Annotated in this window: 13 protein-coding genes; 5 read left to right on the top strand and 8 right to left on the bottom strand. The window is 69.3% G+C overall.

Translation table 11 applies throughout. The features are described 5' to 3' along the window. Positions 1-47: 47 nt before the first annotated feature. Positions 48-668 carry a heme-copper oxidase subunit III gene (locus tag ACFV9O_RS19385; RefSeq protein ID WP_385419370.1) on the bottom strand — a complete coding sequence of 207 codons (621 nt, stop codon included), beginning with the start codon at positions 666-668 and terminating at the stop codon, positions 48-50. A gap of 191 nt (positions 669-859) precedes the next feature. On the opposite strand from ACFV9O_RS19385, the gene ACFV9O_RS19390 reads away from it, so the two are divergent. Beyond that, positions 860-1,261 carry a hypothetical protein gene (locus ACFV9O_RS19390; protein ID WP_385419372.1) on the top strand — a complete coding sequence of 134 codons (402 nt, stop codon included), beginning with the start codon at positions 860-862 and terminating at the stop codon, positions 1,259-1,261. 55 nt (positions 1,262-1,316) lie between these two features. On the opposite strand, the gene ACFV9O_RS19395 is transcribed toward ACFV9O_RS19390, so the two are convergent. The 4 genes from ACFV9O_RS19395 to coxB all read right to left on the bottom strand — a co-directional run bounded on the left by ACFV9O_RS19395 (position 1,317) and on the right by coxB (position 5,781). Beyond that, positions 1,317-2,567, bottom strand: a complete 1,251-nt coding sequence (locus ACFV9O_RS19395) for an Ig-like domain-containing protein (RefSeq protein WP_385419375.1) — start codon at positions 2,565-2,567, stop codon at positions 1,317-1,319. Between the two features lie 120 nt (positions 2,568-2,687). Next, positions 2,688-3,086, bottom strand: a complete 399-nt coding sequence (locus ACFV9O_RS19400) for a cytochrome c oxidase subunit 4 (RefSeq protein ID WP_385419378.1) — start codon at positions 3,084-3,086, stop codon at positions 2,688-2,690. Next, complete coding sequence (gene ctaD, locus ACFV9O_RS19405) at positions 3,083-4,816, bottom strand: cytochrome c oxidase subunit I (RefSeq protein ID WP_385419380.1); 1,734 nt, start codon at positions 4,814-4,816, stop codon at positions 3,083-3,085. The genes ACFV9O_RS19400 and ctaD overlap by 4 nt, the downstream gene beginning before the upstream one ends. After that, the gene (gene coxB / locus ACFV9O_RS19410; protein WP_385419382.1) at positions 4,813-5,781 is read right to left on the bottom strand and encodes a cytochrome c oxidase subunit II; all 969 of its coding nucleotides are present in this window, start codon (positions 5,779-5,781) and stop codon (positions 4,813-4,815) included. The genes ctaD and coxB overlap by 4 nt, the downstream gene beginning before the upstream one ends. A gap of 271 nt (positions 5,782-6,052) precedes the next feature. Between coxB and ACFV9O_RS19415 the strand changes: the two genes are divergently transcribed. Further along, the gene (locus tag ACFV9O_RS19415) at positions 6,053-7,417 is read left to right on the top strand and encodes a cysteine desulfurase/sulfurtransferase TusA family protein (protein WP_385419384.1); all 1,365 of its coding nucleotides are present in this window, start codon (positions 6,053-6,055) and stop codon (positions 7,415-7,417) included. 198 nt (positions 7,418-7,615) lie between these two features. Here ACFV9O_RS19415 and ACFV9O_RS19420 read toward each other — a convergent pair whose 3' ends face one another. Further along, the gene (locus ACFV9O_RS19420) at positions 7,616-8,590 is read right to left on the bottom strand and encodes a carbohydrate kinase family protein (protein ID WP_385419386.1); all 975 of its coding nucleotides are present in this window, start codon (positions 8,588-8,590) and stop codon (positions 7,616-7,618) included. Between the two features lie 129 nt (positions 8,591-8,719). Here ACFV9O_RS19420 and ACFV9O_RS19425 point away from each other — a divergent pair, with 129 nt between their 5' ends. Beyond that, a complete protein-coding gene (locus ACFV9O_RS19425; protein ID WP_385419388.1) occupies positions 8,720-8,926 on the top strand; it encodes a hypothetical protein in 207 nt (68 codons plus the stop codon). A 77-nt stretch (positions 8,927-9,003) separates the two neighbouring features. Continuing rightward, on the top strand, positions 9,004-10,500 hold the full coding sequence (locus tag ACFV9O_RS19430; protein ID WP_385419389.1) for a hypothetical protein: 1,497 nt from the start codon (positions 9,004-9,006) through the stop codon (positions 10,498-10,500). A gap of 69 nt (positions 10,501-10,569) precedes the next feature. Here ACFV9O_RS19430 and ACFV9O_RS19435 read toward each other — a convergent pair whose 3' ends face one another. After that, complete coding sequence (locus ACFV9O_RS19435) at positions 10,570-10,926, bottom strand: iron-sulfur cluster assembly accessory protein (protein WP_005318559.1); 357 nt, start codon at positions 10,924-10,926, stop codon at positions 10,570-10,572. 320 nt (positions 10,927-11,246) lie between these two features. Between ACFV9O_RS19435 and nadA the strand changes: the two genes are divergently transcribed. Further along, a complete protein-coding gene (nadA, locus tag ACFV9O_RS19440; RefSeq protein ID WP_385419392.1) occupies positions 11,247-12,425 on the top strand; it encodes a quinolinate synthase NadA in 1,179 nt (392 codons plus the stop codon). Between the two features lie 205 nt (positions 12,426-12,630). On the opposite strand, the gene ACFV9O_RS19445 is transcribed toward nadA, so the two are convergent. After that, entirely contained in the window at positions 12,631-15,789 is a 3,159-nt protein-coding gene (locus ACFV9O_RS19445) for an efflux RND transporter permease subunit (protein ID WP_385419395.1), read from the bottom strand.

The following is a 15,789-nucleotide window of genomic DNA, read 5'->3' on the forward strand; positions in this document are numbered from 1 at the left end:
GATCTTCTGCGTCGATGCTTCTGGAATGGGTGCGGGAGCGAGCCCGGCTACTTGATCATGTAGATCGTGGCGAAGAGGCCGATCCAGACGACATCGACGAAGTGCCAGTAGTAGGACACGACGATGGCGGCGGTTGCCTGCTCGTGGGTGAACCTCTTGGCCGCGTACGTCCTGCCGAGAACCAGCAGGAAGGCGATGAGACCGCCCGTCACGTGCAGACCATGGAAGCCGGTGGTCAGGTAGAAGACCGAGCCGTACGGGCCGGACGAGAGCGACAGGCCCTCGTGCTTGACCAGCTCGGTGTACTCGAACACCTGGCCGCCGATGAAGATCGCACCCATCACGAACGTGATCACGAACCAGGTGCGCAGCTTCTTCACGTCACCGCGCTCGGCGGCGAAGACGCCGAGCTGGCAGGTGAGGGAGGAGAGCACCAGGATCGTGGTGTTGGTCGCCGAGAACGGGAAGTTCAGGAACGAAGCCTGTTCTGTCCAGTACTCGGCACCCATCACCGATCGCAGGGTGAAGTACATCGCGAAGAGGGCCGCGAAGAACATCAGCTCGGAACTCAGCCAGATGATGGTTCCGACGCTGGTGAGGTTCGGCCGATTGACCGACGGGTGCGCGTGCCCGGTTTCTACTGTCGTTGCTGTCGCCACGACCGACATTATGTCGGTCGCTTATCCAGCCCTCACTCCGGGGGGTGCCGTTCGGTGTGTCCGTACCCCGTGTCCAGCCCGAACGGCCCATCGAAAGGCCGTCCTTTGCCCTGTCGAACCGGTGCTGACAGCGCGTCGGGAGGGGTAGCATCCCGCGCATCGGTGCACCCCGCAGTTCTTGCTGACGAACCGGAGGAACAATGCAGTCGACCGCCACCGTGCTGGTGTACAGCGACAACGCCGGCACCCGCGAACAGGTACGGCTCGCCACGGGCCGCCGCCCGGCCGCCGATGTTCCCCCGGTCGAGTTCATCGAGTGCGCCACGCTGCCCGCGGTCCTCTCGGAACTGGACAAGGGCGGTATCGACGCCTGTGTCCTGGACGGCGAGGCCGTCCCCGCGGGCGGTATGGGCGTGTGCCGGCAGATCAAGGACGAGATCTTCCGCTGCCCTCCGGTGCTGGTGCTCATGGGACGCCCGCAGGACGCCTGGCTGGCCACCTGGAGCCGTGCGGACGCGGCCGTGACGCTTCCGGTCGAGCCGGTGGAGTTCGCGGAGGCGCTGGCCGCCCTGTTGCGTACGAGGCTGGGCGCGAACCACTGAGGCGGTCCGCCCCCCGCGCGGCCCGGAATTCCGGGGACTCCGGGCCCTGGCGCGCTCACACCTGGGGCTGGAGCCGTGCCACGTCCGCGGGGCTGCTGCCCTCCCTGGCGCCTTCCAGCAGGGCGCTGCCGCCCTGCCACTTGTCCCATGACAGGTTCCAGTCGCCGAAGCCGTTCCCGAACGGATCCATCGTGCTGCCGAGGCTGTTGACGACCTTGACGATGTCTCCCTCGCGGACGGTGTTGAAGAACCAGGCCGCGTTGCCCGTGGACATCCCGGTGCAGCCGTGGCTGACGTTGGCCCATCCCTGGGAGCCGACGGACCAGGGCGCGGCGTGGACGTATTCACCGCTCCAGGTGACCCTGGTCGCGTAGTAGACGGGCAGGTCGTAGGACTCGGAGCTGCCGTCGGGTATGCCGATGCTGGTACCGCGCATGCGGACGAAGTACTCCTTGCCGAGCACGACCTTGACGCCGTTACGGGTGGAGAAGCCCGGCTTGCCGGTGGTCACGGGAATGGTGTTGATCACTTCCCCGTTGCGCAGGACCGTCATCTGGTGCGCGCCGGCGTCCGTTATCGCCTCTATGCGGTCGCCTATGGACAGCCTGAGGGGTTCGACGGCACCGCCGTAGAGCTTGTCGCCGAGCCTGACGCCCTGGAGGTTGCTGTGCACCTGGACGGTGGCGCCCGCGGGCCAGTACTCCTTGGGGCGGTAGTGCGCCTTCTTGTCGTCCACCCAGTGCCAGGCCCCGGCCATCGCGGGGCTGGAGCGGACGGTCAGCGCACGCTCGACGGCGGCCCTGGCCTCCTTGGTCCTCACCGGCTCGCTGAACTCGGCGGTGATGGGCTGGCCGACGCCGTACGTGCCCGCCTTCGGACCCAGCTCTATCTTCAGCGTGTGCTTGGCGGGAGCCGTCTCGAAGGTCTGGACACGGGCACCGGGGGCGCCGCCCTTGTCCTCCGTGGCGACCTTGACGGTGTAGCGCGTACCGGCGGCCAGGGGGCCCGTGGAGCGCCATCTGCTGCCGTCTGCGGCGAGTTCACCCGCGAGGTAGCGGCCTGCGGCGTCGACGGCCGTCACGTCCGTTATTCGGCCGTCCTTCCCCTTCGCCCTGACCTCCAGGGCCTTCTCGGGGTCGGCCTTGCGGCTTCCGGTAGGGGCGTTGAGGGTGACCTGCTTGGCGGCGTCGTACGGCCTCGCCGACAGCGGGTGGCGCTCGTGACCACCGCACGCGGCTGCCGCCGCGAGTGACATGACCAGCACGGTGCAGCCGGCTATGGCGCGCTTGCGCGGTATGACGTTCATGAGCACACGCTATGAAGAACACCCGGCGGCGGCGCGCCGGAGGACTGCAAACGAGGGGCCCGGACACCACCCCAACGGGTGAGTGTCCGGGCCCCTGCGCAGTGCGGAGCAGCTCGGGAGCTACTGGTTCTGGTTCTCGCCGTGGTAGTACTCGAAGACCCAGCCCCAGACGCCGATCAGGACCAGCGGAGCCGAGAAGTAGAGCAGCCACCAGCCGATCGCGATCGCGAGGAAGGCGAGGGCACCGCCGATCGCCAGCGACAGCGGCTGCCAGCTGTGCGGCGAGAAGAAGCCGACCTCACCGGCCTCGTCCGCGACATCGGCCTCCTTGTTGTCCTGGGCCATCGCGTCGACGCGCCGGGCCGTGAAGGCCAGGTAGTAGCCGACCATGATGCAGAGACCGAACGCCAGGAACAGGGCCGTCGTACCGGCCGGCTCCTTCGACCACACGCCGTAGAGGATGGCCATGGCCAGGACGAAGACGCTCAGCCAGATGAACATCCTGCCTTGGATCTTCACTTGCCGGCCTCCTTGTCAGCGGCGATGGCGCTGGTGCCGTGACCGGCGTGCTCGAGCTCGAGTGCAGCGATCTCCGGGTGGTGCAGGTCGAACGCCGGGGATTCGGAACGGATCCGCGGCAGGGTGAGGAAGTTGTGCCGCGGCGGCGGGCAGGACGTCGCCCATTCGAGCGAACGGCCGTAGCCCCACGGGTCGTCGACCTCGACCTTCTTGCCGTACTTGGCCGTCTTCCAGACGTTGTAGAGGAACGGCAGCATCGACAGGCCCAGCAGGAACGAGCTGATGGTCGAGATCGTGTTCAGCATGGTGAAGCCGTCGGCGGCGAGGTAGTCCGCGTAACGGCGCGGCATGCCCTCGGCACCCAGCCAGTGCTGGACGAGGAACGTGCCGTGGAAGCCGATGAACAGCGTCCAGAAGGTGATCTTGCCGAGCCGCTCGTCCAGCATCTTGCCCGTCATCTTCGGCCACCAGAAGTGGAATCCGGCGAACATCGCGAAGACCACGGTGCCGAAGACGACGTAGTGGAAGTGCGCGACGACGAAGTACGAGTCGGAGACGTGGAAGTCCATCGGGGGCGAGGCCAGGATGACGCCGGTCAGACCACCGAAGGTGAAGGTGATCAGGAAGCCGATCGTCCAGAGCATCGGGGTCTCGAAGGACAGCGAGCCCTTCCACATGGTGCCGATCCAGTTGAAGAACTTCACACCGGTCGGTACCGCGATCAGGAAGGTCATGAAGGAGAAGAACGGCAGCAACACTCCGCCGGTGACGTACATGTGGTGGGCCCACACGGTCACGGACAGACCGGCGATCGCGATGGTCGCGGCAACCAGGCCGATGTAACCGAACATCGGCTTGCGGCTGAAGACCGGGATGACCTCCGAGACGATGCCGAAGAACGGCAGGGCGATGATGTACACCTCTGGGTGCCCGAAGAACCAGAAGAGGTGCTGCCACAGCAACGCGCCGCCGTTGGCGGAGTCGAAGACATGGGCGCCGAACTTACGGTCCGCCTCCAGGGCGAACAGGGCCGCGGCCAGCACCGGGAAGGCGAGCAGGACCAGCACACCGGTCAGCAGCACGTTCCAGGTGAAGATCGGCATCCGGAACATCGTCATGCCGGGTGCGCGCATGCAGATGATCGTGGTGATGAAGTTGACCGAACCGAGGATCGTGCCGAAGCCGGAGAAGGCCAGACCCATGATCCACATGTCGGCGCCGACACCCGGCGAGCGGACCGCGTCCGACAGCGGGGAGTAGGCGAACCAGCCGAAGTCGGCCGCACCCTGGGGGGTGAGGAAGCCGGCCACCGCGATGATCGAGCCGAAGAGGTACAGCCAGTACGCGAACATGTTCAGCCGCGGGAACGCCACGTCGGGCGCGCCGATCTGCAGCGGCATGATCCAGTTCGCGAATCCGGCGAACAGCGGCGTCGCGAACATCAGCAGCATGATCGTGCCGTGCATCGTGAACGCCTGGTTGAACTGCTCGTTCGACATGAGCTGCGTACCCGGACGGGCCAGCTCGGCGCGCATGAAGAGCGCCAGGACACCGCCGATGCAGAAGAAGACGAACGACGTGACCAGGTAGAGCGTACCGATGGTCTTGTGGTCGGTGGTGGTCAGCCACTTCACCACCACACTGCCGGGCTGCCTGCGCCGGACCGGGAGCTCGTTCTCGTACGAGTCGTCAGCCGCGACGGCACCCTGGGATTCGTTGAGGATGCTCACAGTTGGTTCTTCTCCGCATTCCGGGCCGGGTCCGACTGCTCAATGCCCGACGGGATGAAGCCGGTCTGACCCTTCTCGGCCAGCTCCTTCAGGTACTCCTGGTAGCGCTCCGGGGAGACGACCTTGACGTTGAAGAGCATCCGGGAGTGGTCGACACCGCAGAGCTCGGCGCACTTGCCCAAGAAGGTGCCCTCCCGGTTCGGCGTCACCTCGAAGACATTGGTGTGGCCGGGGATGACGTCCTGCTTGAACAGGAAGGGGACCACCCAGAAGGAGTGGATCACGTCACGGGAGGTCAGGATGAAGCGGACCTTCTCCCCCTTCGGCAGCACCAGCGTGGGGCCCGGGTTGCCGGTCTGCGGGTTCCGGTCGCCGGGGATACCGGCCTGGTAGACGCCGTCGGCACCCTTGGGGAAGTCCTGCGTGTACTGGTCCGGAACGGCCTTCAGGTTCTTGTCGGCCTTCGCGTCGCCCGTGGCGGCGTTGCCGTCCACGTCCTCGACGTAGTTGAAGCCCCAGCTCCACTGGTAGCCGACCACGTTGATGGTGTGGGCCGGCTTGGAGAGGGCGAGGAGCTTCGACTCGTCCCGGGCCGTGAAGTAGAAGAGCACCGAAACGATGATGAGCGGGACCACGGTGTACAGCGCCTCGATGGGCATGTTGTACCGGGTCTGCGGGGGAACCTCGATCTTGGTGCGGCTGCGCCGGTGGAAGATCACGCTCCACAGGATCAGACCCCACACCAGGACGCCCACGGCGAGGGCGGTCGCCCAGGATCCCTGCCAGAGGGAGAGGATCCGCGGAGCCTCCTCCGTGACCGGAGTAGGCATTCCAAGGCGGGGGAAGTCCTCCCAAGTGGGGGAGCAACCCGTGGCGGTTGCCACGATCAAGCCCGCAGTCAGCACCTGCGGCAGCTTCCGCCGCATCGGGCGCCGCGACGAGCGGTCGGAGCCGTTGGGACTCACGTAGCGCCTTCCCGAGAGTCTCGCCCGCGCGGCCGGCTGCGGCCGTCTCGCTGGTCGGTCGCCGGCCCTGACGCGGGCAGGGGTTTGGATGTTTATGCGGACCAAACCCTACTGGACGCTATTTGGGGTCGCGCGGGGAGGGTGCCCAACGCGCCGTCCGACGACCCGAAGGGGTGGACTGTCCCGTTCCGCGCCCTGCGCCGGGCCCCCGACGACCGGCCTTCGACGGCCTTCTGACGCCCTCTTCGGTGGTGCGCGCTAGCGTGGCTGTGTGCCCTACTTCGATGCCGCTTCATCCGCTCCGCTGCACCCGGTCGCCCGGCAGGCCCTGCAGGCCGCCCTCGACGAGGGGTGGGCGGATCCCGCCCGGCTCTACCGCGAGGGGCGGCGGGCGCGGCTGCTCCTGGACGCGGCGCGCGAGGCCGCGGCGGAGGCCGTGGGGTGCCGCCCGGACGAGCTGGTTTTCACCTCTTCGGGGACCCGCGCCATTCATTCGGGCATGGCGGGGGCGATGGCGGGACGCCGGCGTGTCGGGAGCCATGTCGTGGTGTCGGCGGTGGAGCACTCGGCGGTACTGCATGCGGCGGAGGGCTTCGACGTCACCGAGGTGCCGGTGGAGCGCACGGGCGCGGTGACGCCGGAGGCGTACGCCGCCGCGCTGCGGGAGGACACGGCGCTGGCCTGCCTCCAGTCCGCGAACCACGAGGTGGGTACGGAGCAGCCCGTCGCCGATGTGGCCTCGGTGTGCCGGGCCGCGGGTGTGCCACTGCTCGTCGACGCGGCACAGTCGCTGGCGTGGGGACCGGTCGCCGGGGACTGGTCACTGCTGACCGCGAGCGCGCACAAGTGGGGCGGCCCGGCCGGCGTCGGGCTCCTCGCGGTGCGCAAGGGCGTCCGGTTCGCCTCCCAAGACCCCGCGGACGAACGGGAGTCGGGGCGCGCGCCCGGCTTCGAGAACATCCCGGCCATCGTGGCGGCCGCGGCGTCCCTCCGGGCGGTACGGGAGGAGGCGGCGACCGAGTCGGCACGGCTCCGGCCCCTGGTCGACCGGATCCGCGCGCGGGTGCCGGAGCTGGTCCCGGACGTCGAGGTGGTCGGCGATCCGGTGCGCCGACTGCCCCATCTGGTCACCTTCTCCTGTCTCTATGTCGACGGAGAGACCGTGCTGCACGAGCTGGACCGGGCCGGGTTCTCCGTCTCGTCGGGCTCGTCGTGCACGAGCTCGACGCTGACGCCGAGCCATGTCCTGCGCGCCATGGGGGTCCTGACCGAGGGCAATGTGCGGGTGTCCCTGCCGGTGGGCACGGCGGAGCAGGACGTGGACCGCTTCCTGGAGGTCCTGCCGGGGGTCGTCGGCGACGTCCGCCGCCGGCTCGACGCCCCGGTCTCGCCCCCGCCGTCCGCCGGGGAGACCTCGCTCGTCGTGGACGCGCTGGGCAAGCGCTGCCCCATCCCCGTCATCGAGCTGGCCAAGGTCATCGGGGACGTACCGGTGGGCGGCACGGTCACCGTTCTCTCCGACGACGAGGCGGCGCGGCTCGACATCCCCGCGTGGTGCGAGATGCGGGGCCAGGACTACGAGGGCGAACACCCGGCGGACCGGGGCACGGCGTACGTGGTGCGGCGGCGCTCCTGAACCGGGGGCGCCCCGCGGTACCGGCTCCGTCAATCCCGTCCGGCGCTTCGGGACCTGCATACCGGAGCACCCGCGGTGGGAGGGCATCCAAGCCCGTCCGGCGTTCGAGGACGGACACGCGGGCCGGCCGGACGGTGCCGGGCCGGCCCGTGCGGTCGCGCGCAGGCGAGCAGGGTCTGGAGGCGTAGAGCCCCCGGGTCAGGCCAGGTGCGCCCGGACCTCGGCGGCGGCGTCGTGGCCGTAGGCCTTGGTGAAGCGGTCCATGAAGTGGGCGCGGCGGAGCGTGTACTCCTGGGTGCCCAGCGTCTCGATGACCAGGGTCGCGAGCATGCAGCCCACCTGCGCGGCGCGCTCGAGGCTCACACCCCACGACAGACCCGAGAGGAAGCCCGCGCGGAAGGCGTCGCCGACACCCGTCGGGTCGACCTTGGAGTCCTCCTCCGGGCAGCCGACCTCGATGCTCTCCTGGCCCGCCTGCTCGATGCGGACACCGCGCGAGCCGAGCGTGGTGACCCGGTGGCCGACGCGGGCCAGGATCTCCTCGTCCGTCCAGCCCGTCTTGGACTCGATGAGGCCCTTCTCGTACTCGTTGGAGAAGAGGTACGTCGCCCCGTCCAGCAGTATCCGGATCTCGTCACCGTTCATCCGCGCGATCTGCTGCGAGAAGTCCGCCGCGAACCGGATGCCGCGCGAGCGGCACTCCTCGGTGTGCCGCAGCATCGCCTCGGGGTCGTCGGCGCCGATCAGCACCAGGTCGAGCCCGCCGACACGGTCCGCGACCGACTTCAGCTCGATCTGCCGGGCCTCGCTCATCGCGCCGGTGTAGAAGGAGCCGATCTGGTTGTGGTCCGCGTCCGTCGTGCAGACGAAGCGCGCGGTGTGCAGCACCTCGGAGATCCGTACGGACGACGTGTCGACGCCGTGCCGGTCCAGCCACGCGCGGTACTCGTCGAAGTCGGCACCGGCCGCTCCCACCAGGATCGGGCGGGTGCCGAGCTGACCCATGCCGAAGCAGATGTTTGCGCCGACCCCTCCCCGGCGTACATCGAGGTTGTCGACCAGGAAGGAGAGGGAGACCGTGTGCAGCTGGTCCGCGACCAGCTGGTCGGCGAAGCGGCCGGGGAAGGTCATGAGGTGGTCGGTTGCGATGGAGCCGGTGACTGCGATTCGCACGGCGGGGTGCTCCTGGAGGGAGGCGGGAAGGACAGTTAACGCTACCGGTTTCCACGAGCTCCGCTGAAGTGCGGAAACTACCCGATAGTAGGTCTTTTTCCGCCGTGCAACCCTGCGTACGGTGCCCCTATGCCGAAGCACATCGCCCCGCGTGACCTGCGGGAGACCGAGATCAGCCTCGCCGAGTTGCGCGGTGAGAGCGCACGGATGGCCCCGCACTGGACGGTCCCGCCCGTCGCGGCAGCCGTGCCCGTGCCGCCGTCGCTGATCCATGGCGTGGTCGTGTCCCCCGCATCCGCCCGGCTGGTCGGTGCCATGTCCCCGTACGGCGGCTGACGACGTAGGCGGGAACCGCACGCTCCCCCGCCCCGTCACAGGGGTGTCCCCCGTTACGGGTCCGAAGGAGCGATGCGGTGAACAGCACGGAGCGGCCCCCCACGACCGCCGACGGCCCGCGCCGGCGGCGTTTCCCGCTGGCCGTCGCGTCGGTGGCCACGGCGGTTCTGCTCGCCGGCGGTGGCGGTGCGTACTGGGCCACCACGGCGTCCGACGGCGGCGCAGGCCGTGCCGCGGCGCCGGGCGCCGGGCGGACCACGCCGCCTCCCCCGCTCGCCCTGGACGGCTATACGGAGCATGGCCCGCCCGTCGGAATCGCCCCTGGTGAGCCCGACCCGGGCGGCCCGGAGTACCGGTTCGACGGCGAGCTCCCCGACGGCCCCGACTCCGCCCCTGTGTACCGCGCGAGCGGGACGGTCGGCGCGGCCGAGGTCACCCGGCTGGCCGCGGCCCTCGGGGTGGCGGGCAGTCCGCGCGCCGTCGGCGACGTATGGAAGATCGGCGCGGAGAAGGACTCCGGCGGGCCGATGCTCCAGGTGAACCGGCAGGCTCCGGGCACCTGGTCGTTCGCCAGGTTCGGCCCGTCACCGAAGGGCGACGACTGCACCCAGGTCAAGCCCTGTCCGGGCGGGGGCGATCCGAACACCGGCACGGGCGGCGACTCGGCCTTCCCGGCGGTGAGCGAGGAGACCGCCAAGAAGGCGGCCGCTCCCGTGCTGGCGGCGGTGGGCCAGAGCGACGCCCGGCTGGACGCGACCCAGACGATGGGCGCGGTCCGGGTGGTGAACGCCGATCCGGTGGTCGGCGGGCTGCCGACGTACGGCTGGCCGACCGGGATCCAGGTCGGCAGCGACGGGCAGGTGGTCGGCGGCAGCGGGCAGTTGGCGAAGCCGGTGAAGGGCGCCGAGTATCCGGTGATCGGCGCGGGCGAGGCGCTGAAGCAGCTGAACGAGACCGCGCGGGACAGCGGTCCGATCGGGATCGGCGGCTGTGCGACTCCCGTACCGGCCGACCGGCCGGCGGACCAGCCGGCCGCGCCATGCGAACCGCAGCCCGGGACGCCGCACTCCGGCGCGGCGAAGCCGGTGACGATCAGCAAGGCGGTCTTCGGACTCGCGGTGCACTCCGTGGAGGGCCGGCCCGCGCTCGTACCGTCCTGGCTGTTCGAGGTGGACCCGGAGGGCGACGCCCTGCCGTTCACCGTCACGCACCCCGCGGTGGCTCCCGAGCATCTGTCGCCGGCGCCTTCGATGCCGCCGGCGAAGCGGCTGCCGTCACCGGACCCGACCCAGCTGCCGGAGACGTCCGTGCGGAGCGTCGAGTCCTACACCGTCGAGGACGGCGGGCGGACGCTGGCCCTGCACTTCTGGGGCGGGGTGTGCAGCGACTACTCGGCCGAGGCGGAGGAGAGCGCCAGCCAGGTGAAGGTCCGGATCATCGAGTCACGGCCCGATCCGGAGCGGGTCTGCATCATGATCGCCAAGGAGTTGACGGAGAAAGTGACGTTGGACACGCCGCTCGGTGGCCGCCCGGTCGTCGACGCGCAGAGCGGGGACCGCGTGCCCCGTACGTGAGCGGTCACGGATACGCCGAGGGCGGCGGCCCGACATGGTCGGGGCCGCCGCCCTCGGCGGGGAAGCGACTTAGCTGAAGGAGTCGCCGCAGGCGCAGGAGCCCGTCGCGTTCGGGTTGTCGATCGTGAAGCCCTGCTTCTCGATCGTGTCCACGAAGTCGATCGATGCGCCGCCCAGGTACGGAGCGCTCATGCGGTCCGTGACGACCTTCACGCCGTCGAAGTCCTTGACGACATCGCCGTCGAGCGAGCGCTCGTCGAAGAAGAGCTGGTACCGCAGGCCGGAGCAGCCGCCCGGCTGAACCGCGACGCGCAGCGCCAGGTCGTCCCGGCCTTCCTGGTCCAGCAGGGCCTTGACCTTGGCCGCGGCGGCGTCGGACAGGAGGATGCCGTCGCTCACGGTGGTGGTCTCGTCCGATACGGACATCTGCTTCTCTCCCGGGTTGTACGGAGACTGCTTGCCGACGGTTGCAACCGGCGGGGCCCGGGATTCATTCCGGGCGAGCCCTAGTCTTTCCTCTTCATGCTCGCACACGCGCTCCCGTCGAGGCACCGACCTGTGGACTACAGGTGTACGTCACGGCACCCGGGAATTGCGTCACATCGACGCTATGGACATCGTCAAAGTGACGTGAAGCAGTTATGATAGATAGCGTCAAATAGACGAAAAGCCTCCGGTGCAAGCACCGGCTCCACTGGAGCGGCTGACGCCGCGCTCATGGTCAGAGAAGAGAAAGGGTGCGTGACGTGACCACCGCCCAACCCCTGGATGTCCAGCCAACGCCCCTCGCCCTGCTGCTGCTCGGCCGCGAGGCCGACCCCAAGAGCGAGCGCGGCGTCGAATGCCCCGGTGATCTCCCCTCCCCGTCCGACCCGGACCTGGTGCAGCGCGCCCGCGCGGCCAAGGAGAAGCTCGGGAACAAGGTCTTCGTACTCGGTCACCACTACCAGCGCGACGAGGTCATCCAGTTCGCGGACGTCACCGGCGACTCCTTCAAGCTCGCCAAGGACGCGGCGGCCCGTCCGGACGCCGAGTACATCGTCTTCTGCGGCGTGCACTTCATGGCCGAGTCGGCGGACATCCTGACCAGCGACGACCAGAAGGTCGTCCTCCCCGACCTCGCCGCCGGCTGCTCGATGGCCGACATGGCGACGGCGGAACAGGTCGCCGAATGCTGGGACGTGCTCACCGAAGCCGGGATCGCCGATGTGACGGTCCCGGTCTCCTACATGAACTCCTCCGCCGACATCAAGGCCTTCACCGGCAAGCACGGCGGCACGATCTGTACGTCCTCGAACGCGAAGCGCGCGCTGGACTGGGCCTTCGAGCAGGGCGAGAAGGTCCTTTTCCTGCCGGACCAGCACCTCGGGCGCAACACCGCGGTCCGTGACATGGGGATGTCCCTGGACGACTGCGTCGTCTACAACCCGCACAAGCCGAACGGCGGACTCACCGCCGAGGAGCTGCGCGGCGCGAAGATGATCCTGTGGCGGGGCCACTGCTCCGTGCACGGCCGCTTCTCGCTGGACTCCGTGAACGACGTGCGTGAGCGCATCCCGGGCGTGAACGTGCTCGTCCACCCCGAGTGCAAGCACGAGGTCGTGGCCGCGGCGGACTACGTCGGCTCGACGGAGCACATCATCAAGACGCTCGAGGCGGCGCCGGCCGGGTCCAAGTGGGCGATCGGTACCGAGCTGAACCTGGTGCGACGACTGGCGAATCGTTTCGCGGACGAGGGCAAGGAGATCGCCTTCCTCGACAAGACGGTCTGCTTCTGCTCCACGATGAACCGGATCGACCTGCCGCACCTGGTGTGGGCGCTGGAGTCGCTGGCAGAGGGGAAGCTGGTCAACCAGATCCAGGTCGACCGCGAGACGGAGAGCTTCGCGAAGCTCGCCCTCGAGCGCATGCTGGCGCTTCCGTAACCGGGGCGCTGCCCCGTCGACCCCCGTCGCCCCCGGCGCGCGGCTGTGACCGCGCGCCGGGGGCGACGTGCGTTTGACGCTGCGCGTGGTGCCGGTGGGCGTTCGGTGTGCCCGGGCGCACCGGGCGAGCCCACCCGGAAAACGCGCCGCCCCCGGTGCCGGGTGAGCCGGGACCGGGGGCGGCGGCGGAGGTGCGCCGGAGGCGTTACACGTTGACCGGCTGCGGGTCGGGGTCGTCCGACGGCGCCGGGGAACTCGGAGCCGCAGTCCCCGACTTCCTCGCCCGCTTCGCCTCGCGCTTCGCGCGACGCCGCTCCTTGCGGAGCTCGACCATCGCGTACAGCGTCGGCACCAGCAGCAGCGTCAGCAGCGTCGACGTCACCAGACCGCCGATCACGACCACCGCGAGCGGCTGGGCGATGAAACCGCCCTCGCCCGTGACGCCCAGCGCCATCGGCAGCAGCGCGAAGATCGTCGCGAGGGCCGTCATCAGGATCGGGCGGAGGCGGTGGCGGCCGCCCTCGACGACCGCCTCGACCACGCCCAGGCCCTGGGCCCGGTACTGGTTGATGAGGTCGATCAGCACGATCGCGTTGGTGACCACGATGCCGATCAGCATCAGCATGCCGATCATCGCCGGGACGCCCATCGGCGTGCCGGTCGCCACCAGCAGACCGATCGCCCCCGTCGCCGCGAACGGGATGGAGACGAGCAGGATCAGCGGCTGCACGAGCGAGCGGAACGTCGCCACCAGCAGCAGGAAGACGATCGCGATCGCCGCCAGCATCGCCAGGGCCAGCGAGCCGAAGGCCTCCTCCTGGTCCTGTCCGACGCCGCCGATCGACGCGGTCGCGCCCTCGGGCAGGTCCAGCGCGTTGATCTTCGTCTGGAGCTCCGCGCTCACCGCGCCGGTGTTGTCACTGGTCGGCTTCGCCGAGATCGTCGCGGCGCGCGCGCCGTCGATCCGGGTCATCGAGACCGGGCCGGGAACCAGCTTCACGTCGGCGATGTCGCCGAGCTTCACCGGGCCCAGCGGCAGCTTCTTCAGCTCGGCCATCGTCGTCGCCGGCTTGGCCGAGGTGATGACGACATCACGCTCGGAGTCGTCGAGGATCGCCTTGGCCGCCGGAGTGCCGCGCACCGCCTGGGCGACGGCGCCACCGAGGGTCGCGTCGTTGAAGCCGGCCGCGGCCGCCTTCTCGTTGGCCTTGACCGAGATCCGCGGCACGGACTGGGACAGGTCGCTCTGGACGTCGGTGACGTCGTCGAGCTTCGCGACCTCGTCCCGTACCTGCTCGGACGCCTTACGCAGGGTGTCCGCGTCCGCCGCCTTCACCACGACGCCGAGGTCCTGGTTGCCGAAGCCGTCGCCCGCCGCGATCGTCGTGTCGCCGATGCCGTCGAGCTTGCCCAGCTCCTCGTCGATGCGGTCGCGGGTCTTCTCGTAGGACGCCGAGTCCTTGAGGGTCATCTGGTACGACGCCTGGTTGGCGCCGGTGCCGCCGCCGAAGGCCGCCATGAAACCGGACGAGCCGACGGTGACCTGGTAGTCCTTGATCTCGTCGATCCCGTCCAGGACCTGCTCGATCTTCTTCGCCGAGGCGTCGGCGGCCTCCAGGCTGGTGCCGGGCTTCAGCTCCTGCTTGAGCGACATGACCTCCTGCTCGCCCTGGTCGAAGAAGTTCGTCTTCAGGAACGGGGCCATGCCGAAGGTGCCGACGAGCACGAGGAGCGCGAGGACGACGCTGGTGATGCGGCGACGCGTCGCGAACCGCAGCACGGGGACGTACATCCGCTGCAGCGGGCTGCGGGCCTCCTTCTCCTCGGCCTTGCGGCGCGCCTCGTCCGGGTCGATGCCCCGGACGGCCTTGGGGGCGCGCAGGAACCAGTACGACAGGACCGGGACGACCGTCAGCGAGACGAGCAGCGAGGCGAGCAGCGCCGCGGTGACCGTCAGCGAGAAGGAGCCGAACAGCTCGCCCACCATGCCGCCGACCAGGCCGATCGGCAGGAAGACGGCGACCGTGGTCAGGGTCGAGGAGGTGACGGCGCCCGCCACCTCACGTACGGCGGTGAGGATCGCGGTCTCGCGCTCCTCGCCGTAGCCGAGGTGACGCTTGATGTTCTCCAGAACCACGATCGAGTCGTCGACGACCCGTCCGATGGCGATGGTCAGCGCGCCGAGCGTCAGCATGTTGAGCGACAGGTCGCGGGTCCACAGCACGATCAGCGCGAGGACGACGGACAGCGGGATGGAGACCGCGGTGACGAGCGTCGAGCGGATCGAGGCCAGGAAGACCAGGATGATGACGACGGCGAAGAGCAGACCGAGCGCGCCCTCGGTCGTCAGGCCGGAGATCGACTTGGAGACGGCCGGGCCCTGGTCGGAGACGACGGACAGCTCGGCGCCGGAGCCGAGGTCCTTGCGGAGCTCGGGCAGCTTGTCCTTGACCGCGTCCGAGATGGCGACGGCGCTGCCGTCCTTGTCCATCGTGGCCATGACGGCGAGGCTCGGCTCGCCGTTCGTACGGGTGATGGAGACGCGCTGCGACTCCTCCTGCTTCACCGTGGCGATGTCGCCCAGCCGGACCGGCTTGCCGGGCTTGCCGCCCTTCGCGGACGCGGGCGCGATCCGCAGGTCCTCGATCTGCTTCAGCGAGGTGAAACCGCCGCCGACCTGGACCGTACGGCTGTTGCCCGCCTCGGAGAACGAACCGGCCGGGACCGTCGCGCCGCCCGCCTTGAGCGCCTCGGCGAGGGCCATGGTGTTCAGCCCGGCCGCGGCCAGCTTCTTGTCGTCCGGGGTGACGGAGACCTGGAGGTCCTGGACTCCGTCGATGGTGACCTGGCCGACCCCGTCGATGTCCTCCAGGGCCGGGACGACGGTCCGCTCCAGCTGGTCGGCGAGCGCCTGCTGGTCCTTGTCGGAGCTGACGGCGAGGACGACGGTGGGGATGTCGTCGGTGGAGCCGGCGACGACCTGCGGGTCGACGTCGTCGGGGAGCTGGACGCGGGCGCGGTTGACGGCCTGCTGGACGTCGGCGACGAGCTGCTTGGTGCCCTCGTCCCCGTAGTCGAACGTGGCCATGATCACGGCGTTGCCCTCGCTCGCCGTGGAGGTGATGCCCTTGATGCCGTCGACGGCCTTGATGGTGTTCTCGAGCGGCTCGACGACCTGCTTCTCGACCACATCGGGGGACGCGCCCTGGTAGGGGGCCAGCACCGACACCATCGGCAGTTCGATGGAGGGCAGCAGCTGCTGCTTGAGCTGCGGGATGGCGATCGCTCCGAAGAGAATCGCGATGATCGACATCAGCCCGATCAGGGCCCGTTGCGCGAGGCTGAATCTGGACAGCCAGGACAT

The organism is Streptomyces sp. NPDC059909 (assembly GCF_042730885.1).
Classification (GTDB): Bacteria; Actinomycetota; Actinomycetes; order Streptomycetales; family Streptomycetaceae; genus Streptomyces.

Excerpts from the sequence above, each read along its gene's own strand:
- ACFV9O_RS19445 (WP_385419395.1), bottom strand. The coding sequence starts at position 15,789 with ATGTCCTGGCTGTCCAGATTCAGCCTCGCGCAACGGGCCCTGATCGGG.
- ACFV9O_RS19385 (WP_385419370.1), bottom strand. The coding sequence starts at position 668 with ATGTCGGTCGTGGCGACAGCAACGACAGTAGAAACCGGGCACGCGCAC.
- ACFV9O_RS19425 (WP_385419388.1), top strand. The coding sequence starts at position 8,720 with ATGCCGAAGCACATCGCCCCGCGTGACCTGCGGGAGACCGAGATCAGC.
- ACFV9O_RS19390 (WP_385419372.1), top strand. The coding sequence starts at position 860 with ATGCAGTCGACCGCCACCGTGCTGGTGTACAGCGACAACGCCGGCACC.
- ACFV9O_RS19435 (WP_005318559.1), bottom strand. The coding sequence starts at position 10,926 with ATGTCCGTATCGGACGAGACCACCACCGTGAGCGACGGCATCCTCCTG.
- ACFV9O_RS19395 (WP_385419375.1), bottom strand. The coding sequence starts at position 2,567 with ATGAACGTCATACCGCGCAAGCGCGCCATAGCCGGCTGCACCGTGCTG.